The organism is Neptunitalea lumnitzerae (assembly GCF_027924185.1).
Classification (GTDB): Bacteria; Bacteroidota; Bacteroidia; order Flavobacteriales; family Flavobacteriaceae; genus Neptunitalea; species Neptunitalea lumnitzerae.
Genome location: NZ_BRVO01000002.1, coordinates 989,957 through 1,012,860, shown reverse-complemented (window position 1 = coordinate 1,012,860; position 22,904 = coordinate 989,957). Strand labels below are relative to the sequence as shown.

The following is a 22,904-nucleotide window of genomic DNA, read 5'->3' as shown; positions in this document are numbered from 1 at the left end:
TATTCTTTCATTTCATTTTCCGTATTTTTATAGGGTAAAAATTAATCATTTATAAAAAAAATAAACACATGAAAGTTACTGTAGTAGGTGCCGGAGCTGTAGGTGCCAGTTGTGCCGAGTATATTGCCATTAAAAATTTTGCTTCTGAAGTAGTTTTATTAGATATTAAAGAAGGCTATGCTGAAGGAAAAGCAATGGACTTAATGCAAACGGCTTCTTTAAATAGTTTTGATACTAAAATTGTTGGTAGTACTAATGATTATGCTAAAACTGCAGGTAGTGATGTGGTTGTTATTACTAGTGGTATCCCTCGTAAACCTGGGATGACTCGTGAAGAGTTGATTGGTATTAATGCCGGAATTGTAAAAGAAGTTTCTTCTAATTTAATTGAGCACTCGCCTGAAGCAATTATAATTGTTGTAAGTAATCCTATGGATACTATGACCTATCTAGTTCATAAAACTACCGGATTACCTAAAAATAGAATTATTGGTATGGGTGGTGCTTTAGATAGCGCTAGATTTAAATATAGATTAGCAGAAGCGTTAGAAGCGCCTATTTCTGATATTGACGGAATGGTTATTGGTGGTCACAGTGATACTGGTATGGTTCCATTAACTCGTTTAGCTACAAGAAATAGTGTTCCTGTAACAGAGTTTATTTCTGAAGAAAGATTAGACCAAGTAAAAGAAGATACTAAAGTAGGAGGGGCAACCTTAACTAAATTATTAGGTACTTCTGCATGGTATGCGCCAGGAGCTGCTGTGTCTGCTTTGGTTCAGGCAATTGCTTGTGATCAGAAAAAAGTATTCCCTTGTTCAGCTATGTTAGAAGGGGAGTATGGTTTATCAGATATTTGTATCGGTGTGCCAGTGGTATTAGGTGCTAGCGGTATTGAAAAAATTGTTGAGATTGAACTTTCTGATGCTGAAAAAGAAGCAATTTCTAACAGTGCAGAAGGTGTATCTAAAACAAACGGATTATTAAGTCTTTAAGATATTATTTGTATTTAAGAGAAAAAGAGCCTGATTTTTCAGGCTCTTTTTTTGTAATGTTAGGAGAAGTCTAAATTCTTCTCAATGAATTATTAAAAAAATAATTGTCATTGTATCTTGTAAATTATATATTTGCTCGTTTTAAAAAAATGACCTATTAAATAAAATACTAATGCAAAACAAGGGACTGATTAAACTGTTTGCTTTTTTATTTGGTATTGTAAGTATCTATCAATTATCATTTACTTTCATAACCAATAACATACAGAAAGAAGCTGAAACAGTTGCTGAGAGTAAAATTTCTGAAACCGAAGAAAATTATGTAGCAGAGAGAGCTAATTTCGAAAGAAAGTATTTAGACTCACTTAAAACCGAAGAAGTTTATCTTGGTTTTACATATGCTGAGGTTCAAGAAAGACAATTGAACAAAGGGCTTGACTTACAAGGTGGTATTAACGTGATTCTTCAAATTTCTGTAAAAGATATTTTAAGAGGACTATCTGATAAATCTACCAACAAGACTTTTAATGATGCTCTTGAAGCAGCAGACAAAGCTTCAAAAGATAGTGATGAGCCTTATTTAGATTTATTTTTTAGAGAATTTGAAAGTATTTCTCAAGGTCAGGTTAAACTTTCTTCTCCTGATATTTTCTTCAATAGATCATTAGAAGATGCTAATATTGAGATGGGAGCTGAAAACTCTGTTGTTGAGGCTGCTATTAGAAAAAAAGTAGATGAGTCTGTAAACTCAGCTTTTGAGGTTTTAAGACAACGTATAGATAAATTTGGTGTAACACAACCAAATATTCAACGTTTAGGTACTTCTGGTAGAATTTTAGTTGAGTTACCAGGTATTAAAGATGTTGATAGAGCTAAAAAATTACTTCAGAGTACTGCTCAGTTAGAGTTCTGGGAAACTTACACTAACCAAGATGTAGTTTCTTATTTCTACCAATTAAACGAAGAACTAAAGAAAGATCTTAAAGCTGAAGAAGCAGTAGCTGAAACAACTGTAGATACTACAGAAACAGCAGAGCCAAGTGATGATATTGAAGATTTATTAGCAGATGCTGATAAAGATTCTTTAGATCAGCAGGTTCAAAACCCATTATTTGAAATTATGGGAGTTCCTAATGTTCAGCAAAAATCAGTTGTTGTTGGTTTTGCTGCTAAAAAGGATACAGCTACAGTAAACTCTTACTTAAATAGTGCAGAGGCTAAAAGATTAATTCCTTCAAATTTACAATTTGTAAAATTTGTTTGGGGTAAAGAAGAAAAAGGATCTAGCGTAATTAGCTTATATGCTATTCAAGGTAACAGAGACGCTGAGCCACCTGTAAGTGGAGATGTTATTGTTGATGCTGGAGATTCTTTTGATAACGCTGGTAAACCAATGGTAAGAATGGTTATGAATGGTGTTGGTTCTAAACAATGGGAAAACTTAACAGGGGCAGCTGCTAAAAATAGTACTGCTATTGCTATTGTACTTGATAATACAGTGTATTCTGCGCCAACAGCAAGACAGGCTATTACTGGAGGTATTTCTTCTATTGAAGGATCTTTTACTATTGAAGAGACAAAAGATTTAGCAAACATTTTAAGAGCTGGTAAATTACCTGCTAAAGCAGATATTATTCAGTTTGAGGTTGTAGGACCATCTTTAGGTCAAGAAGCTATTGATAGTGGTTTCATGTCGTTTATGATTGCTATGGTAATTGTATTGGTATGGATGATGGTTTACTATGGTAAAGCAGGTATATTCTCTAACATAGCGTTAATATTTAATATCTTATTAATTTTTGGTGCATTAGCTAGTTTAGGTGCGGTACTTACGTTACCTGGTATTGCTGGTATTGTATTAACCATTGGTATGGCGGTAGATGCTAACGTAATTATCTACGAGCGTATTAAAGAAGAGATGGCAGCAGGTAAATCTCTTAACGATGCTATTAAAGACGGATTTGGAAATGCATTATCATCTATTTTAGATGCTAACATAACTACAGGGTTAACAGCAATTATTTTATTAATTTTTGGTACAGGACCAATCCAAGGTTTTGCTACTACATTATTAATAGGTATTCTAACATCTTTATTTACTGCTATCTTTATTACTCGTGTAATGATAGAAGGTTATGTTGGAGCTAACAAACGTAGTTTAGACTTCTATACAGGAGTAACTAAAAACTTATTTAAAAACATTAATGTAGATTTCTTAAGCAAACGTAAAGTAGCTTATATCTTATCTAGTGTTTTAATTATTGGTGGTTTAGTTTCTTTATTTACTAAAGGATTAGATCAAGGTGTTGACTTTGTTGGGGGTAGAACTTACCAAATTAGATTTGATAAGCCTGTAAATGCATCAGAAATTGCTTCAGATTTAGAAGGTGTGTTTAATAGTGCTGTTCAAGTAAAAACTATTGGTAACGATAGTCAAATTAAAGTAACTACTAAATATAAAGTAGACGAAGAAGGTCTTGAAGTAGATGATGAAATTCAAACTATGTTATACCAAGGTCTTCAGAAATATTTACCAGATGGTGTTACAGAAGAAGATTTTGTTACTGTAAATGATGATCAAGATGTTGGTATTGTACACTCTATTAAAGTAGGACCTACCATTGCAGATGATATTCAACAAAGTGCAATTTGGGCTGTATTAGGATCTTTAGCAGTTGTATTCTTATATATCTTATTAAGATTTAGAAGATGGCAGTTCTCTTTAGGTGCTGTTGCTGCAGTATTCCACGATGTTTTATTAGTATTAGGTGTGTTCTCTATAACATATTCTTTCATGCCGTTTAGTATGGAAATAGACCAAGCATTTATTGCAGCTATCTTAACGGTTATTGGTTACTCTTTAAATGATACTGTAATTGTATTTGATAGAATTAGAGAGATTACTAATGAGCGCGGATGGAAAGGTGGAGAAAACGTAAACCAAGCTTTAAGTAGTACTTTAGGTAGAACCTTAAATACATCTTTAACTACTTTAGTAGTTATGATTGCCATCTTTGTTTTTGGTGGTGATTCTTTAAGAGGGTTTATGTTTGCTATGATAGTAGGTATTGTTGTAGGTACGTATTCATCTTTATTTATTGCAACGCCAATTATGTATGATACCATAGAGAAGAAAAACTCTAAAAGTGTATCTGAAGAAGAATAATTGATATTATATTATATATTTAAAAGCCATCCGGTTACGGATGGCTTTTTTGTTTTAACGTCCTTTAGAATTTCTTTAAAAAAGTTGTAACAGTGTTTCTAATTGTGAGTAGGTATCTTTGAAGTAGTTAATGTTTAACCAGAAAAAAATACTTTATGAGTTTAGAAAAGAAAATTGCAATTTTAGCAACCAATGGATTTGAAGAGAGTGAATTGTTTAGTCCTAAAGAGGCTATTGAAAACCAAGGATGGTCAGTAGATATTGTTTCTTTAAATGAAGGAACAATTACTTCTTGGAAAGATGGAAACTGGGGTGCAACATTAAAAGTAGACAAAACAGTAGATGAAGTTAAAGCTGAAGACTACAATGCGTTGGTATTGCCAGGTGGGGTTATGAATCCTGATACATTGCGTACTAACGAAGATGCTTTAATTTTTACTAGAGACTTCTTTAGTCAACATAAAATTGTTGCGGCTATATGCCATGCACCATCGTTATTAATTAGTGCAGGGGTAGTAGAAGGTAGGACCTTAACTTCCTATAAGTCTATTAAAGATGATTTAGTAAATGCAGGAGCTAACTGGGTAGATAAAGAAGTGGTTGTAGACGAAGGTTTTGTTACAAGTAGAAATCCGGGAGATTTAGAATCTTTTAATGCTAAGATAGTGGAAGAGGTGAAAGAAGGTAAGCACGAGGAACAACATGCTTAATATTAGTGTTTACTAGTTATAAATAAAAAGAGGCCATTAGGCCTCTTTTTATTTTTTCAAATTGTTTCTTTTATGTTTTTCAAGTAATACATCTCCTGGTAATTTAGGATTGTCTTTTGTACCTCTTAAATGAATTACAAGTCCGTTTAAAAAATTTCTTAATACCTGGTCTCCGCAATTTTTGTAGTTAGGATGATCTTCTTTTCTAAAGAAAGCACTAAGTTCAGTTTTACCTATTGCAAAATCTGCATCTTTAAGTATTTCCACTATATCATCATCACGAAGAGCAAGAGCTACTCTAAGCTTTTTTAAAACGTCATTATTAGTCATAGTTCATATATTATATTAAAAGTTTAAAATTAAGCTATTATTTATTAAATTCAGCTTTTCAACTAAACTAATACAATGAATAGCAAGAGTAGAGAAGTAAAACTAAGTATTTTGTCTGAAATGATATCAATGGCAACCATTGATAATGATCTTAAAGAAAGAGAGTATAACTTTTTGTTAGCAGTAGCGAAGCAATTAGATGTATCTAAATTAGATTTAGATAGGCTGTTTAGTGCACCTGCACCTTTTAAACCTCAGAAATCAGAATCTGAGCGAATTATACAGTTTTACCGTTTGGTATTAATGATGAATATAGATGAAGACAAAGACCCAAGAGAAGAAAAGTTAGTAAAAGAATGTGGGCTACGTATGGGATTAAATCCTATTGCGATGGATAAGGTATTGGTTATAATGGAGCAATATGAAGACCATATTGTACCTACTTCTGTGCTATTAGATATTTTTAAGACGCATTATAATTGATAGTTTGACATACTTAATTATATAAAAGACGACAAAATGTCGTCTTTTTTTATTGTATAAATGACATAATGGCGTTAAAATATAGTTTTTTTCGGATGGTACAGGATTTGTCTATTACTAAGCGAATTTGAAATTGAAAAAAGTATAACACTAAAAAATAATAATTATGAGCTTAGTAAAAAGAAATAACAATGTTTGGTTACCTAATTTATTAGATGAATTTTTAATGAAGCCAGATTTATTTGGAGGCGTTCAAAATTTAGGAAACAATACTCCGGCTGTTAACATTAAAGATAATGAAAAAGAATTTTTGTTAGAGTTAGCAGTTCCTGGAAGAAAAAGAGAAGATTTTAATTTAGAAGTTGATGAAGGTGTACTAACTATTTCTTCTGAAGTTAAGTCTGAAAATGAGGTAAAAGAACACAACTACACCCGTAGAGAGTTTAATTACTCGTCTTTTAAACGCGCTTTCACATTACCAGAAACGGTTAATGAAGATGCTATAAAAGCCAATTATGAAGATGGAGTGTTAAGTATTGAGTTGCCTAAAAAAGAAGAGGCTTTACCGAAGCCAAAAAGATCTATTGAGATAGGATAAAGATGAAGAGTAAGTTTTTTTCATAATGTTAGTTGGTTAGTTGAGGCCCTGGTTTTATATCAGGGCCTATTTTTATATCTTCTCTTGTAGCTGTTTTATTTCGTCTCTGTATTTAGCTGCTTGCATAAAGTCTAGTTCTTTTGCAGCTTTTTCCATGGCTTTTCTTTTTTCTCTTATCAGTTTCTCAATATCCTTTTTGCTTAGATAGTCTGTATTAGTTTCGGCAGCCATATTAGCTGAAAGTTGTTTTTCAGCTTCTTCTTTATTGCTTTTCCCTAAAACGCTTCCTTCAATTTTTTTGTTAAGGGCTTTTGGCGTTACATTATTTTCTTTGTTATAAGCAATTTGTTTGCTTCTTCTGTACTCTGTTTCGTCAATGGTTTTCTGCATACTGTCTGTAATCTTATCAGCGTACATTATAGCCTTACCATTAAGGTTTCTAGCGGCTCTACCAACGGTTTGGGTAAGTGAACGATTACTTCTTAAGAAACCTTCTTTATCGGCGTCTAAAATAGCTACTAACGATACTTCTGGTAAATCTAGACCTTCTCTAAGTAGGTTTACTCCAATAAGTACATCAAAAAGTCCTTTTCTAAGGTCTTGCATTATTTCAACTCTTTCCAATGTATCCACATCAGAGTGTATATATCTACATCTAATGGCAATTCTTGTTAAATAGGTAGTTAACTCTTCAGCCATACGTTTGGTTAGTGTGGTTACCAAAACACGTTCGTCTTTTTCTACACGTAGTTGAATTTCTTCTACAAGATCATCAATTTGGTTTTCGCTTGGTCGTACTTCAATAACCGGATCTAAAAGCCCTGTAGGTCTTATAATTTGCTCTACAAAGGTACCTTCTGATTTTTGTAGCTCATAATCTGCTGGTGTTGCAGAAACATAAATTACTTGATTTTGTAAAAGTTCAAACTCTTCAAACTTAAGAGGTCTGTTATCCATAGCAGCTGGTAAGCGGAAACCGTATTCAACTAGGTTTTCTTTTCGGCTTCGGTCACCACCATACATGGCATGTACCTGTGGTATGGTAACGTGGCTTTCATCTACCACCATTAAGTAGTCATCTGGAAAATAATCTAACAAACAGAAAGGTCTTGTACCTGGTTCTCTGCCGTCTAAATATCTAGAGTAATTTTCAATACCAGAGCAGTAGCCTAATTCTCTAATCATTTCAAGGTCAAAATTGGTACGCTCTTCTAGGCGTTTAGCTTCTAGAGGTTTTCCTATTTCTTTAAAATAATCCACTTGTTTCACCATGTCTTGTTGAATTTGCCAAATGGCATTTTGTAAAACATCAGGTGAGGTAACAAACATATTAGCAGGGTAAATGTTTAGCTTTTCGTATTTTTCAATAACCTGATTGTTTACAGGGTCAAAGGCCTCTATTTCTTCTATTTCATCTCCAAAGAAATGAATTCTAAAAGCTTCATCGGCATAACTAGGGAATACGTCTACCACATCTCCTTTAACTCTAAAGTTACCATTTAAAAATTCTGCGGTGGTTCTAGAATATAAACTTTGTACTAGTTGTTGTAAAAATTTGGTTCTTGAAAGTACTTGGTCGCGTTCAATTGCAATTACATTTTTTTGAAACTCTATTGGGTTTCCTATACCATATAAACACGATACCGAAGCAACTACTAAAACATCTCTTCTTCCGGATAATAGGGAAGAGGTAGCGCTTAAACGTAGCTTTTCAATCTCTTCATTAATAGATAAGTCTTTTTCTATATAGGTTCCTGTTACGGGTATATATGCTTCTGGTTGGTAATAGTCGTAATAAGAAACAAAGTATTCTACCGCATTATCAGGAAAAAATGCTTTAAATTCTGAGTAGAGCTGTGCTGCTAATGTTTTGTTATGTGCTAATACTAGCGTAGGGCGTTGTACTTCTTCAATAACATTGGCAACGGTAAAGGTTTTACCTGAACCAGTAACCCCTAAGAGTACCTGAAACTGGTCGCTGCTATCTATACCTTTTACTAATTGGTTAATAGCTTGCGGTTGGTCTCCTGTTGGTTGAAAGTCTGATGCAATTTTAAATCTCATTTTGCAAAATTAATGACTATCAATTAAAGAAAGGTATAAAGAAAATATAATTATCTATTTGATAATGAAAAATGGATAAAATACTTAGAATAAAAAAAACCTTCTGACATTCAGAAGGTTTTTTAAGTATGAGATAATTTATCTTTTCAGTGTAAAGTGACTTCTAAATACAAAAGGTTCTTCTACGCCATCATTAATGGTGGCTTCAAACCAATAATCATTAGAAGGGAGCATGTGGCCGTTAAATGTACCATCCCATCCTTCGTCTCCATGATTAATAACTTTAATTAGTTTTCCGTATCTATCAAAAATGGTAATATATGAATCTGATAAGGTTTCAAAACCAAAAATACTCCATTGGTCGTTAACGCCATCTCCGTTAGGTGTGAAATATTTAGGGAAACCTAAAATAACAATGTCATCAATAATAGTAGCGTCACAACCTTTAAGGTCGGTGATTTCAACACTATGATAACCTATTTGTACATCTTCAAATACATTAGAAGATTGGAAAGGTCCACCGTCTAATGAGAATTCATAAATACCACTACCTGATACTTGAATTGTGATAGAATTATTATCTGAAAAACTAGTGGTTTCTACATCTACAACAAAAGCAGATTCTGATTCGTTAACGCCAAAATACTTGGTGTTAGTACATCCGTCAGGTGAAGTAACTGTAACACCATATGTACCCGGTTCTGAAATTGTGATAGCAGATGTTGTTGCGTTGTTTTGCCACACATAAGTGTCTTCAGGGTATCCTGTGTATGCATCTACTACAATAGAGCCTCCTTCGGTACAAATAACATATGTATTGTCTAGTGGAATAGTAGGTCTTCTGTATAGGATAACATCAAACTTAGGGATTGCAAAACATCCTGTATCGGAACTTTCAACTCTAACAAAAATTCTTTCATCATCATGTGCAACGTATGTTTGCGGAGATGTAATAGCATTCATGTTGTTTTCTGCATCTAGTTGCGTTGTGTGGTAGCTTACAACTAAATCAGGATTGTTAGTAATAAGAGTTGGAAGATTTTGTGTTAAATTAATAGTATGTGCAGTAATATCTAAAGCACATGTGCTAATATCATCTATTGAAAATGGTCCTGGTTTTTGTAATAGGTTAACGGTTACGTTTGTAATGTTAGAACATCCTGAAACAATGTTTTCAGCTCTTACATAAAGTGTAACTGTGCTATTTGTTAAGTTGATATTATTGCCTAATGCGTTGGTTTCTGCTACTGCATTAGCATAGGTGTAATAATATGAAAAAGTGAACTGGTCAGCATCGTCTATTACTAAATCATTAAGGTCTGCTAAATGTAATCTGTTCACGTTTTCAGCACAAATATCTAATGTGGTATCCTTGTTAAATTGAGGGATCTCGTAAATATAGATTTGTAGTGGAACATACAAAGAGCATAGACTATTCGTATTTGTAGCTGTGATGTATACCGTTGTAGGTGTGCCGTTACCAACACTTACCGAATAGTTTTCAGGATCAGTAATTGGGTTTGTTCCATTAATAGCATCTTGTTCAGTTTCGTAGTAAGCAAGGTCAATGTTGTTTTGTCTAATCATTAAAACTTCAACATCTTCACCAGTAAGATCTACTATTTCAAAACCATTTTCATCATCATCACAATAAGAGATAGGAGATGGTTGTTGAATTTGTCCTACAGAAACAACGTTTAATGTAATGGCTTCTAATTGGTAACACCCTTCTGTTGTTTCAATTCTAGACCAAATTGTTTTTGGGTTTACATTATTCGTATAAATTGAATCTAAACTATTTAAGTTGTTTTCAGCCTCGTTCTTATTTTCGTGAAAAGTAATGGTTAGGTTAGGGTTGTTTAGTGTGCTTGTTGTAAACGCATCTGTTAACGTGAAATCAGCAAAACCATCATTTGAAATATCATCACATAAAAATAAACCATTAGGGGCATCATATTCAGGATAATCACTTATGTGAATATTTATAAGATCTACTCTTGCACAATCATTATCATAAATGCTATGTCTTCTAACATAGATAAGTTGTGGGTCGGTAGTGTTAAAATAAGCACTGTTTTTATCAATAGGGTTGATGTTTAGATCTGCATCATTTTGAGATTCAAAATATAAAACTTCAACATCAACTACTCCTTGTGCTATGGCAGCATCATAGTTTTCTAAATAAATAGCCTCTATACCATCTCCATCACTTTCGCAAACCGTAAAGTTGCTATTTTCTGCTGTAAGATCTGGGAAATAGGTAATGTATAAGGTGTATGATTGTATGTTGTAACAACCTGTTAAGTCATTAATACTTTTTACATAAATGTTAGTGGTAGATGTGTTAAAGTTACTAGGAGTAGTAATCATATTTGTTCCATCAACAGCATCATTTTCAGAGGTGTAAAATTCTATAGTAACATCTGTTGTGTCGCTAATAAGTTGTGGTATAACATCGTTAAGATTAACGTTGTAAATACCATCGTCATTATCGTCACAATACTGCATGTCATTTAAAGTATTTGTATCTGGCGCTGATAAAACTTCAATTTCAAAATCTATAACATCTGAACAAATACCCTCTTCATCGGTTACTACTGCCCAAATGGTTTGTGGGTTAGTAGTGTTGGTAAATAAAGTGATAGGGTTACTTTGGTTGTTAGCATCATCTTCAGAAATATAATACTTAACAGTATAATCGTTACCATTTATGATAGTTTCCGTAAAGTCTTCTAGCATTACGGTTGTAAAGCCATCACTATTATCATCACAATACGTTTGGTTTGGTATTCCGGTAACCTCAAAGTAAGGGTTTATTACCAAGTTAATATCATCATAAAAAATACAATCATCGTCATTACTAATGGTAATGTAAAGTTGCTGAGGATTCGTTGTATTGAAATATGGTACTGTTTGGTCAATAGGGTTAACCTCATTGTTCATATCATTTTCAGTAGCATAGAAAGTAACTGTAACATCTCCAAGTCCGTTAGCTATGTACGTGGCTACGTATGATAGGTCAAATTCTTCAACTTCATCATTTGTAATATCATCACAGGTATAGAAATCTGCTCTGTTAGTTTCAGAAGACAATACAGCAGCATAAACATTTATTCTTGCTATAGAAGCACAACCGGTAACAGGATCTACAATGGATACATAGATGCTTTGAGTGTCTTCTACACTATTGTTAAAGTTAGCAGGATCTGTTATAGGGTTGTTATTGTTTTCTGCATCGGCTAATGATGGATAAAATGTAATATTGTAAACAGAAGTGTCTTGTACAAAATGTTCTAGTATGCTAGTAAGATCAAATATAGCAAACCCGCTACCTTGTGGATAACATGCATCCATGTCATACTCATCCATTAATAGGTCAGGACCTTGATTTACGTGTAGGGTTACCGTTGTTAAATTGGAACAGCTAGTAATGGTATCAGTAGCTTTTATATAGATAATTTGATCTGCTACTTGACTTTCGTAATTTAAATCGGTAATTGGGTTTAAATTATTTTCTGCCTCATTTAAACTTTCATAATAAGCAACTTCTAAGTTATTGGTATTACCAATAGTTTGGTTACCTGCAATAGAAAGATCAAAGAAACCTGTAGTAACTCCTGTTTCTTCACAAATCTGTAATTCATCTGGATCTATAATATCAGGTAATGAATTTACCACAATATTAAAAGGAGTGTACCCTACACATCCTGAAACAGGATCTATAACTTTAGCAACTAATGCCTGTGGATTGGTAGTGTTCTGAATTGCTGCTGTTATTTCATTTGCTCCGTTTTCAGCATCTGAAAGTGTATAGTAATATTCAATACTAGGGTTTGTAAAATCTACCGAAGTAGCAATTACAGCATTGTAGTTTGTAAGGTTAAAGGTAGCAGTGTTACTTCCAAAAGATTCCTCGCATAACTCAAAATCATCAACTTCCGTAGTCATGGCATCTCCATCTACAGTAACAGAAATGGTGTCGCTAATAACACATTGGTTTAGTCCGTATGGTATGGTAACTACTACTTCATAATTACCAGTTTGGTCGGCTATTATGGCAGGTGTATTATCACTTAATAGTGTTCCGTTATAGTACCATTCAAAAATAGCTTCAGGATTGTCAATTTCTGTATCTAATTCTAAACTAGCATCACAAGTACTAATAGTATTTCCTAGTTCTAGTTCTTGAGTAAAGGTGTTACCTTCAATAAATACCGCTGAATCAAAGTTTTCATCAAACTGATCTGCAATAACCAACTTTATGTGGTATGATGTGTTAGGAACGATATCTGCAGTTGCGGTTAAAATGGTGGTTCTTCCATTGTAATTGGTGTCTCCTACATTATAGCCTTCAAAATATTCCTCGTTAAGTGCATCACAGAAACCAACAATGTTAGGTCTAATATTCTGTGTAGAAACATTGGTATTAGTACCTGGTATTAATGTAATGTTTGTATAAGGAGCAGAGCCATTATTAGGTCTTATCAAAAAACCAAAACTATCTGAATAGTTACATGGGTAATCATTCAAATATTCTTCTGAAGCAAGAATATAGTTGAAATTAATTTGATTAGAAGCTGCTACAACATCAAATTCTATTACCGTAGCGTTTAGGGTATTTGAAACACCAAGTACATTTTCCAAATCACTATCGGTACCCCAATTGTCGGTACCATTATTTAGCGCATTGGTGTTAAAAGGGTTTCCAGAAGCGTTAACATCTCCGGTAGTTAGTACAATTCCGTTGTTAAAAGGGAAATTGGAATTCGCACTTTCAAAATAGCCATAACTCATGAGCCCGTCTACAGACCCGTTTACAGATGAGCTTACGTTAGATACATCAATACATCCTTGGAATAGTACAGTTTCAATTAATTCCTCTGGGGTTAGAGTATCATCGATAGAGATTTGTTGCGCATGAGATACAATAGTAGCCCACACACAAACTAAAAAAAGTTTATATTTCATACTTCATTAACAAAAGCAGAAAAAGTTTGGGGAAACTTTTTCATAAGTAGGTTTGACATTAATTCTTTTTAAGGCAGAACAAATATAAAAAAAAGTTAAAAAAATTAACGTATTAAGGAGAAATTATTAAAATAAGAGTCTCCGTTGTTAAAAGTTACTGAAAACCAGTAATCTGTAGATGGGGCAGCCTTGTTGTTGTATGTGCCATCCCAGCCAATGTTATCAGGTTTGAAAGAATAAACTAGTTTTCCGTACCTGTCAAATATGTTAATTACTTTAACAGTTGAGTAAAGATAATTGTCGCCTAGAATATTCCACGTATCATTAACTCCATCATTATTTGGGGTGAAATAATTTGGGAAATCTATTATGTAAAATGTAACTGAATTTGAACTACAGCCATTTAGATCCTCTACAAAAACCGTATGAGGACCAGTAGTTAAGTTATAAAAAACATTTTCATTTTGTGGAGTATTTCCATCCAACGAATACACATAATTACCGTTTCCTTCAGCGTAAATAATAGCGTTGTTATTACCAATATTTCCAGTTATTTCGTAACTAACACTAGCTTGTGAAGATGCTATAACCTTAATGTTTCTTGTAGTGCTGCAACCATTGTAGTTGGTAATAGTAACACTATAATTACCTGGCTCATTTATATGAATATTAGGGGTGGTTTCTCCATTGCTCCATAAGAAGTCATATAAATAGGTGCTTGTTTGCACACCCGATGTTAGGTTTATAGTAGCCGGATAGCTATCGGTACAATAAATTCTTTCTGTATCTTCTGGTAGAGTGGGGTTATTATATACTCTTAAGTAAACATTACCTATACCAAAGCATCCGTCTTGGTTGTCTACGCGTGCATATAATGTTTGCCCAGGTGTAGTTGTGTTTGTAAAAGTATTCCCTACGCTATTGATATCTAAAAAAGCATCTTCTGCTGAAAGAAAATAAGAAACGGAAACTGTTTCGTTTATAGAACCTGTAATTTGACTAGTAGCTTCGTTTAGATTAAAAGTGGTGTAGCCATCTGGTGTGCCGTCTGAGTCACATATATTTATATAAGCGTTGGAAATATTATTTTGCATACTGTTTAAGTGCACAGTAACGCTTGTGGTACAGCCAAATTCATTTATAACACCTGCATATACTACTTGATTGGGTGTGGTATTGTAAAAAGCATCTGGATTACTAAAAGGTGCTATACCATTGATTGCATTAGATTCAGAAGCGTAAAAACCTGAAACTTGTAAACCTTGACCATTGGCTAATATGTCATTCTCTGCAATGTTTAAGTCGTAAACAGTTAGTCCATCTCCATCTGTATCACATTGGTTAAGGGTGATGTCTGGTAAAGCAAAAGGTGCAGAGTAATCTATAATAACCTCGTCTCTAGCACTACAGCCATTTGCTAATGTAGCTACTACTTCATAAGAGCCAGCTTCAGTTACCACTAGTTGGTCACTGGTTTCATTAGAGAGAAGAATATCATCTTTATACCAAGAATAGGATGAAACGGTTTGGTTAACAGTAGGTGTTAATATAATAGATTCATTAGCACAAACAGGATTGTCATTGGCAAAAGACCTATCATCTCCTAAATTAGCAGAAATGGTAAAACTTTCAGCTTCTAAAAATACAGCTGAATCATATCTGTAATTTTGTTCGTCAGCAATAATTAATTTTATGTGGTACACTGTGTTAGGTACTACTGCGGCTTCAGCGGTTAATACAGCTGTTTGACCATTAAAGTTAATAGGTGCATTACCATTATTGAAAGAACCAAAATAGGTTTCATTTTCTGCAGCACAACCTCCTGGAATTTCAGGGTGTACAGTAGTTACTTGAACTGGTATATTGGTATTCGGTACCACTGCAATATTTGTGTAATTACCTCCTTGTGGTTTAATTAAGAAAGCAAAAACATCTGAGTAAATACAGGTGTTACTGTTGTTTTCTTGATATTCCTCTGATGCAAAAATGTAATTAAACCTAATATTATCTGAATTAGGGGTGAAGTCAAACTCTAGTACTGTGGCGTTTAGCGTGTTGTTAATCCCTAAGGTGTTGTTTAGGTCGGTGTCACCTCCCCAGTTGGGTGCGTCATCATCACTTAAGGTATTGTTTGGTCCGGGAACATGGTTTAGTCTTCCGGTGCTCATTACAATGCCTCGTTCAAAAGGAAATGTAGTACCCATAGCAGAAAAGTAACCAAAACTTTTCATTCCGTCAGAGAAATTACCGCTAACAGTATTTGTTACATGTATATCTGTAATACAATCACTGTTAATTAAAATATCTTCTACTAACTCTTGAGCGGAATATAAATTGGAATTTACTTGAATATTTTGACCAGTAGTTAACTTGCACATTATCAATACTACAAACAACAAGATCCTTTTCATTTTATTGTAAATTTGTTAAGGGGAGGCAAATGTACATTATAATTTTTAAAATAGGTGTTAAGGTTACCTATTCAAATAAACCCAGCCTGTATATAGGTTATATAATTCATCTTCTAGCTTAAGAATGTAGAAATATGTTCCGGTGGGTGCTTTTTCTCCAATCATTGTATTACAGTTAGCAATACCGTCCCAAGGTGTTGTATTTTCATTGCCTTCGTAAACTAATGTTCCATACCTGTTGTAGATTTTTAGTTCAAATTTTTCAAATACATTCCAAAGACCTTGAATATTAAACGTTTCATTATAAATGTCTCCATTAGGGGAAAATCCTTGCGGAATAATAGGGGGGCAATTAGTAGTGGTTAATTCAAAGCTACCTAAGGTATAACAGTTAGCATTGTCATATCTATAATAAATAAGTTGAGGATCTTCTGTAGAGGTAAAAGTTGTGGGTGTTAAAATAGGATTGTCTAGACCTTCTGCATCTAATTCCGAAAGGTAAAAGCCCGAAAAAGTTAAATCTTCCTGCGCATTAGTGTTGGCTTCAGTCAAATCAAATTGGGCGGTATTAAAACCAATATCACAAGATTCTAAATTATTAAACAGCGGTATGGTGGGCGAATATATGAGTGAAGCATCTATCTCAGTAGTATTGTTGGTTTCATCAAACTCTTCTAAGTTGTTATTTTCATCTACTATAATGGTAATAGTAAAATTATCTCCAACAGATAATGGTATGTTTAATAGTTGGGTAAAGTATTCTTCGGTTCCGGGGAGTAGATTTGTAGTGGTTGCAACAGTATCTAAATAGGTGCTGTTAACATAAATGGTAGCTTCTGTACCTTGTGGTAAAGTGCCAGATGTATTGTAGTTGGTAATGGCAAAGTCTAGTGAAACAAATCTACTGTCGCATTCTACTGTTGTATTATTGGCTATTACAGATGCGTCTGGTATTACATAGCTGTTTAATACGGTTACAATATTATTAACCATTACAAAGTCTTGTAGTGAACTTAATGAAATAGCTAAACTGGTATCGTTAACACTTATGTAATTTTCAAGATTGTAATAATCTATATCCATATTATATAAGTTGGTAGCCCCTGTGAAGGCATTGGTGCCATTAAAAGCATTATCGCCTGGGTTGGTAGGTAAATTTTCTACTACGGTACCATTTATAGTTAGTGATTCGGTTGCTAATAAAGAATCGCCTTCCCAAGCTAAAAAACCTATTTTAGCTCCTTGGGTATCGTATACGTCTAAATTATCTAAAAGAATATCTACACTGCTAGGTACATTTTCTAAACCATCATAAATATTTACTTGCCTTAAAGGGTATGTGTTATTTTCTAGAACAATAACAATAGCCCAACCACCAAAATTAGTAGAGGTATTACAATAAATAGGGTCACTAGCAATGACGTTGGTCAAATCTAAATCAGATAATAAATAGGTGCCCGTTCCAGTATTTTGTACTTGTGTTGTAACATCTGCAAATGCCGAAAAAAAAGTTCTTGTAAAATAATTTACAGTAAAGGTGCGCTGTGCAGTAATGGCTTGTCCGTTAAGGGTTACAGAAAAATCTCCTGAACCTGAACCAGCCCAATATAAATATGCTGCATGTACAGAGTCTCCCGGATTCAAAACAAAATCTGCACTAGAACTAGTTAATATAGAGCATAAACTGGTGCTATTGTTTTCGGCGGTGTTTAATGTGTTTCCTATGGTAGTATAGTCGTATCTTCCGTTAAACTGAGTGTATAATGAAATAGGTGAACTTTGAGCGTTACACCAGAGGATTTGTAGAAAAATTAGTGGAAAAAGTAATTTTTTTATCCTATCCATTCTTCGTTTAAGGTTATAAAAACTATAAATATACTAAAACCATTTGTACTATTTTCAGTACAGAATTATATTTTTGCACTAAATTGATATTATGAAGTACACTAGACTTACCAAAGAGCAACTGGAAGAGATGCATGAAGAATTTGCTAGATTTTTAGCTACACAACAAATTAATGTAATTGAATGGCAAAAAATTAAGCAGGAAACTCCTGAGGTAGCAGAGCAAGAAATAGATGTTTTTAGTGATTTGGTTTGGGAGAAGGTATTAGGTAATGTAACCCATTTGAGTAAAGTGGATGCACAAAGTGTTTTTCTTTTTCATGTTGAAGAAGCATCTATGAAATTAATTGTTGTTAAATGTAGTACAGGTGGAATTGATTTGACAACCAAAGAAGGGATGACATGGGTGCTAGAAAATTATAAAAATGATGCGGTTACTATTTATAATGCCCAAAAACCTTTTTCTGACGATAAAAAATTAGACATATTTAAGTTGATAGAGCAGGGGGCTGCTATATCAGATGGTGCTTACTACGAGTACTTTAAAAAGTTAATAGCTTAATTATTCGTATCTCAATGCTTCTACGGGGTCTAATTTTGCAGCTTTTATTGCAGGATAAACACCTGAAATAAGCGCTACAAACCCTGATATTATGATAGCAACCACAATGGCTGTCCATGGTATAATAAAGTCGAATTCAATAGCTAATGAAACGGCTAAGCCAATACCTACCCCAAATAGAATACCTACTAAAGCTCCAATTTGAGCAACAAGCATGGTTTCTATAAAGAATTGAAATACAATTGAATTCTTTTTAGCGCCTAATGCCTTACGTATACCAATCTCTCTGGTTCTTTCTGTAACCGAAACTAGCATGATATTTAATAGAGCCACGGAAGACCCAAAAATGGTAATGGCACCAATTATAATACTCACAATACCTAAAACATCGGTCATTTCAGAAATTCTGTTAATTAAATCGTCAGATCGTCTAATACCAAAATCACTTTCTTCTAGAGGAGTTAGTGTTCTTATGTTTCTAAAAGTAACGGTAGCATCTCCAATAGCAGTTTCTAGAAATTGTTTGTCAGATACTCTAACACTTATATTGTAGTTAATATTTGGTAACGCATATAAAGAGCGTGCTACTTGTATAGGTATGAGTACTCTATTGTCTTGGTTGTTACCAAAGGTAGAACCTTTCTCTTCTAAAATTCCTATAATTTTAAACTTAGCACCACGTATACTAATAATCTTATTTATAGGGTTAACATCTTTCAGTAGTTTATTTTTAAAAGAAGACCCAACAATACATACGTTTACATTGTTTTTAATGTCTGAAGGAAAAAAGTTACGTCCATTTTCTATTTCTAATCCGCTATTAGATAAGAAATAATCGTCTACACCTAAAACAGAAACTTCCGGATCTGTTTTTTCACTTAAATATTTTACTTCGGCAGTAGCAGTTGCTGTAAAGGAGGTGCTGGTTTGTATATAAGGGTAGTCAAACTTTTCTTTAAATTCCTTAGCTTGGGCATAGGTTATTTGAGGGTTTATCTTTTCCTTTTCTCCCGAACCTTGTGCTCTAAAGTCGCTATCATACCTAGTTAGGTTAAAGGTGTTAGCTCCCATAGAAGCAAAATCGTTACTTAATGTATTTTTAAAAGCGCTAACTACACTTAACATACCTACTAATGCGGTAATACCAATAGAAATAATGACCACCGTTAAAATGGTTCTAAGCATTTGACCTTTAATAGCATCAAAAGCTATTTTTATGTTTTCAGCAACTTGTGTTAATTTCATAATACTGCGTTAGACACGTTTTTTATATATATGTTACAATTTTTTAAAAGTAATCTTGATTTATTTCAGAAAAATTAGATGTACTATTGTTATGAAAATTATCAAATGTTATAAATATAACAACGTGTTGTATTTTTATTTATAATTAGTATAAAATTTTTCCCATTGATGCTACTATTATACATTTGATTAAAATTGTTTAAAATGACACAGAAAGACTTGTTAGCAATTGCAGGTGAGTACGGGAGTCCTGTATATGTTTATGACGCAGAGAAAATAGTTAGTCAGTACAGAAGATTAACAGATGCATTTAGTGATGTAAGTAATTTAAGAATCAATTATGCTGTAAAAGCATTGTCTAATATTTCTATATTAAAGCTTTTAAAGAATCAAGGCAGTTGTTTAGATACTGTTTCTATACAAGAAGTAAAGCTTGGTGTAATAGCTGGTTTTGAGCCACAAAGAATTATTTATACTCCTAATGGTGTTTCTTTAGAAGAAATTGAAGAAGTGGCAGCAATGGGGGTGCAGGTGAATATTGATAACCTTTCTATTTTAGAACAATTTGGAAGTAAGCATCCAAACATTCCTGTGTGTATTAGAATTAATCCGCACGTAATGGCTGGGGGTAATAGTAATATATCTGTAGGACATATAGATTCTAAATTTGGAATTAGTATACATCAGATTCCTCATTTACTAAGAATTGTAGACAATACTAAAATGCGTGTTAACGGTATTCATATGCATACCGGAAGTGATATTTTAGATATTGAAGTGTTTTTGTATGCTGCCGAAATTTTATTTGAAACGGCAAGCCAGTTTAAAGATCTAGATTTTATTGATTTTGGTAGTGGGTTTAAAGTGCCTTATAAGCCAGGAGATATAGAAACTAATATAGAAGAGCTTGGAGAAAAATTATCTGCCAGATTTAATGAGTTTTGTGCTGCTTATGGTAAAGAGTTAACCTTAGCATTTGAGCCTGGTAAATTCTTAGTGAGTCAGGCAGGGAACTTTTTAGCAAAAGTGAATGTTGTTAAGCAAACTACCTCTACTGTTTTTGCAGGTATTGATAGTGGATTTAACCATTTAATACGTCCGATGTTTTATAACTCTTATCATCAGATAGAGAATATTTCAAACCCTGAAGGTAGAGAGCGTTTTTACTCTGTAGTAGGATATATTTGTGAAACAGATACTTTTGGTAATAACAGACGTATTGCCGAAATTAATGAAGGAGATATTTTATGTTTTAGAAACTCAGGGGCATATTGTTTTACTATGGCTAGTAATTACAATTCTCGTTTTAGACCGGCTGAAGTTTTATGGTATAACGGAAAAGCACAGTTAATTAGAAAAAGAGAATCTTTTGAAGATTTATTACGAAATCAAGTAGAGGCTACTTTTGATGAAGATGTAGTTTCTGAGGTTAGAAAAGCTAGTGCTAAAAAAAAAGTAATTAATGACGGGGCAGTAGTTGCCTAGTTAGTCTAATATTATTGTTTAGTTGTAAAAAGAAAAACCGATACATAGTATGTATCGGTTTTTTATTTTTATAATGAAGGCTAGTATTATTTACGAGCCATTACTTTTTCTACTTTTTCAATGATAGCAGCGCTGTTTAAGCCATACTTATCCATTAATTGAGCAGGAGTTCCAGATTCTCCAAAAGTATCCATTGTAGCAACAAATTCTTGCGGAGCAGGAAGTTTAGTGGCTAATAAGCCAGAAACACTTTCTCCTAAACCACCTAAGTAGTTGTGCTCTTCACATGTAACTACACAACCTGTTTTAGCAACAGACTTTAAAATAGCCTCTTCATCTAAAGGTTTAATGGTGTGTATGTTAATAATTTCTGCAGAGATACCTTTTTCAGCTAATGCTTCACCTGCTTGGATAGCTTCCCATACAAGGTGACCTGTAGCTATAATAGTAACATCTGTACCTTCATTAAACATTACCGCTTTTCCAATTTCAAATTTTTGGTCAGCTGGTGTGAATATAGGAATAGAAGGTCTACCAAAACGTAAGTAAACCGGTCCTTCGTGCTCTGCAATAGCAATAGTAGCCGCTTTAGTTTGGTTGTAATCACAAGGATTGATAACAGTCATACCAGGTAACATTTTCATTAACCCGATATCTTCTAGAATTTGGTGAGTAGCACCATCTTCACCTAGCGTTACCCCAGCGTGAGAAGCACAAATTTTTACATTTTTTCCAGAGTAAGCAATACTTTGACGAATTTGATCATAAACCCTACCAGTAGAGAAGTTAGCAAATGTTCCTGTAAAAGGAATATAACCACCAATTGTTAAACCGGCAGCAATACCCATCATGTTAGCTTCTGCAATTCCAATTTGGAAAAAACGTTCAGGATTTTCTTTAATAAAATCACCCATTTTAAGGGAAGGAGTAAGGTCGGCACATAAAGCAACTACTTTATCGTTGGTTCTTCCTAGTTCAGCAAGACCAGCACCAAAACCACTTCTTGTATCTTTTTTCTCGGTATATGTGTATTTTTTCATAATTGTCTTTTTAAAAAAAGGATATTAATAATCACCTAAAGTTTCAGCGTTTTGAGCTAAAGCACTTGCTAATTGCTCGTCGTTAGGAGCTTTACCGTGCCATTCGTGAGTACCCATCATAAAGTCTACACCGTGACCCATAACAGTATGTAGTAATACACAAACTGGTTTACCTTTTCCTGTTTTTGCTTTCGCTTCGCTCATACCGCTAATGATAGCGTCAAGATCATTTCCTTTTTCAATATCTAGAACGTCCCATCCAAAAGCTTCAAATTTAGCTCTTAGGTCGCCCATATCTAATACTTCTTTTGTAGAACCGTCAATTTGCTGACCGTTATAATCAATAGTAGAAATAAGGTTATCTACTTTTTTAGCACCAGCATACATAATAGCTTCCCAGTTTTGTCCTTCTTGTAATTCACCATCACCGTGAAGTGTATATACTAAATGCGTGTCTTTATTTAATTTTTTTGCCTGTGCAGCACCTAACGCAACAGACATTCCTTGTCCTAATGATCCAGAAGCAATTCTAACACCTGGTAACCCTTCGTGTGTAGTTGGGTGGCCTTGTAATCTTGAATTGATTAAACGAAAAGTACCTAGTTCTTCAACAGGGAAGTATCCTTTTCTAGCTAATACGCTATAAAATACAGGAGAAATGTGACCGTTAGATAAGAAGAAAAGATCTTCACCAATGCCATCCATTTCAAATTCTTCTTTTACTTCCATAATTTCATTGTAAAGGGCTACAAGAAATTCGGTACATCCCAAAGATCCTCCTGGGTGTCCTGAATTAACTTTATGTACCATTCGAACGATATCTCTTCGAACCTGTACTACTAGATCGTTAAGTGGTTGTTTACTAGACATGTTATTTTTAATTTTATAAGGCTAAAATACGTTAATTGAAATCAGGCACAAAATTAAGTATTGTAAACTATTGTTAAGTACTGAATTCTTAACAAAGATACAAATAAATGTAAATTATACACTTATTATTTA

General features: G+C 33.6%; 14 protein-coding genes and 1 pseudogene. 7 read left to right on the top strand and 8 right to left on the bottom strand.

The annotated features are described in order from the left end of the window. The first annotated feature begins 68 nt into the window (after positions 1-68). From mdh to Y10_RS11675, 3 genes are all read left to right on the top strand, one after another. Complete coding sequence (gene mdh, locus Y10_RS11685; RefSeq protein ID WP_281765568.1) at positions 69-995, top strand: malate dehydrogenase; 927 nt, start codon at positions 69-71, stop codon at positions 993-995. 172 nt (positions 996-1,167) lie between these two features. After that, positions 1,168-4,161, top strand: a complete 2,994-nt coding sequence (gene secDF / locus Y10_RS11680; protein ID WP_281765567.1) for a protein translocase subunit SecDF — start codon at positions 1,168-1,170, stop codon at positions 4,159-4,161. Positions 4,162-4,316: 155 nt separating this feature from the next. Then, positions 4,317-4,871 (top strand): type 1 glutamine amidotransferase domain-containing protein, encoded by a 555-nt coding sequence (locus tag Y10_RS11675; RefSeq protein ID WP_281765566.1) that lies wholly within the window; start codon positions 4,317-4,319, stop codon positions 4,869-4,871. A gap of 51 nt (positions 4,872-4,922) precedes the next feature. On the opposite strand, the pseudogene Y10_RS11670 reads toward Y10_RS11675, so the two are convergent. Next, positions 4,923-5,201 (bottom strand): annotated as a pseudogene (locus Y10_RS11670) (DUF1456 family protein); the annotation flags it as partial. A gap of 75 nt (positions 5,202-5,276) precedes the next feature. Between Y10_RS11670 and Y10_RS11665 the strand changes: the two are divergent. Together Y10_RS11665 and Y10_RS11660 are read left to right on the top strand one after the other, a co-directional pair. Next, positions 5,277-5,684 carry a TerB family tellurite resistance protein gene (locus Y10_RS11665; protein WP_281765565.1) on the top strand — a complete coding sequence of 136 codons (408 nt, stop codon included), beginning with the start codon at positions 5,277-5,279 and terminating at the stop codon, positions 5,682-5,684. 166 nt (positions 5,685-5,850) lie between these two features. Further along, positions 5,851-6,282, top strand: a complete 432-nt coding sequence (locus Y10_RS11660) for an Hsp20/alpha crystallin family protein (protein ID WP_281765564.1) — start codon at positions 5,851-5,853, stop codon at positions 6,280-6,282. 72 nt (positions 6,283-6,354) lie between these two features. Here Y10_RS11660 and uvrB read toward each other — a convergent pair whose 3' ends face one another. The 4 genes from uvrB to Y10_RS11640 all read right to left on the bottom strand — a co-directional run bounded on the left by uvrB (position 6,355) and on the right by Y10_RS11640 (position 17,570). Next, positions 6,355-8,346, bottom strand: a complete 1,992-nt coding sequence (uvrB, locus tag Y10_RS11655; RefSeq protein ID WP_281765563.1) for an excinuclease ABC subunit UvrB — start codon at positions 8,344-8,346, stop codon at positions 6,355-6,357. Between the two features lie 138 nt (positions 8,347-8,484). Beyond that, positions 8,485-13,314, bottom strand: coding sequence for a T9SS type B sorting domain-containing protein (locus Y10_RS11650; protein WP_281765562.1), 4,830 nt, complete (start codon positions 13,312-13,314; stop codon positions 8,485-8,487). A 104-nt stretch (positions 13,315-13,418) separates the two neighbouring features. Beyond that, positions 13,419-15,725, bottom strand: a complete 2,307-nt coding sequence (locus Y10_RS11645) for a T9SS type B sorting domain-containing protein (RefSeq protein ID WP_281765561.1) — start codon at positions 15,723-15,725, stop codon at positions 13,419-13,421. A gap of 63 nt (positions 15,726-15,788) precedes the next feature. Next, positions 15,789-17,570, bottom strand: a complete 1,782-nt coding sequence (locus Y10_RS11640) for a T9SS type B sorting domain-containing protein (RefSeq protein WP_281765560.1) — start codon at positions 17,568-17,570, stop codon at positions 15,789-15,791. A 91-nt stretch (positions 17,571-17,661) separates the two neighbouring features. Here Y10_RS11640 and Y10_RS11635 point away from each other — a divergent pair, with 91 nt between their 5' ends. Beyond that, a complete protein-coding gene (locus Y10_RS11635) occupies positions 17,662-18,132 on the top strand; it encodes a DUF6495 family protein (protein WP_281765559.1) in 471 nt (156 codons plus the stop codon). On the opposite strand, the gene Y10_RS11630 is transcribed toward Y10_RS11635, so the two are convergent. Beyond that, positions 18,133-19,377 (bottom strand): ABC transporter permease, encoded by a 1,245-nt coding sequence (locus tag Y10_RS11630; protein ID WP_281765558.1) that lies wholly within the window; start codon positions 19,375-19,377, stop codon positions 18,133-18,135. A gap of 204 nt (positions 19,378-19,581) precedes the next feature. On the opposite strand from Y10_RS11630, the gene lysA reads away from it, so the two are divergent. Further along, positions 19,582-20,862 carry a diaminopimelate decarboxylase gene (gene lysA, locus Y10_RS11625; protein WP_281765557.1) on the top strand — a complete coding sequence of 427 codons (1,281 nt, stop codon included), beginning with the start codon at positions 19,582-19,584 and terminating at the stop codon, positions 20,860-20,862. Between the two features lie 86 nt (positions 20,863-20,948). Here lysA and Y10_RS11620 read toward each other — a convergent pair whose 3' ends face one another. Both Y10_RS11620 and Y10_RS11615 read right to left on the bottom strand, forming a co-directional pair. After that, positions 20,949-21,902: a transketolase family protein gene (locus Y10_RS11620; protein ID WP_281765556.1), complete on the bottom strand. Its 954-nt coding sequence runs from the start codon at positions 21,900-21,902 to the stop codon at positions 20,949-20,951. A 24-nt stretch (positions 21,903-21,926) separates the two neighbouring features. Continuing rightward, positions 21,927-22,772: a transketolase gene (locus Y10_RS11615; protein ID WP_281765555.1), complete on the bottom strand. Its 846-nt coding sequence runs from the start codon at positions 22,770-22,772 to the stop codon at positions 21,927-21,929. Between the last annotated feature and the right edge of the window lie 132 nt (positions 22,773-22,904).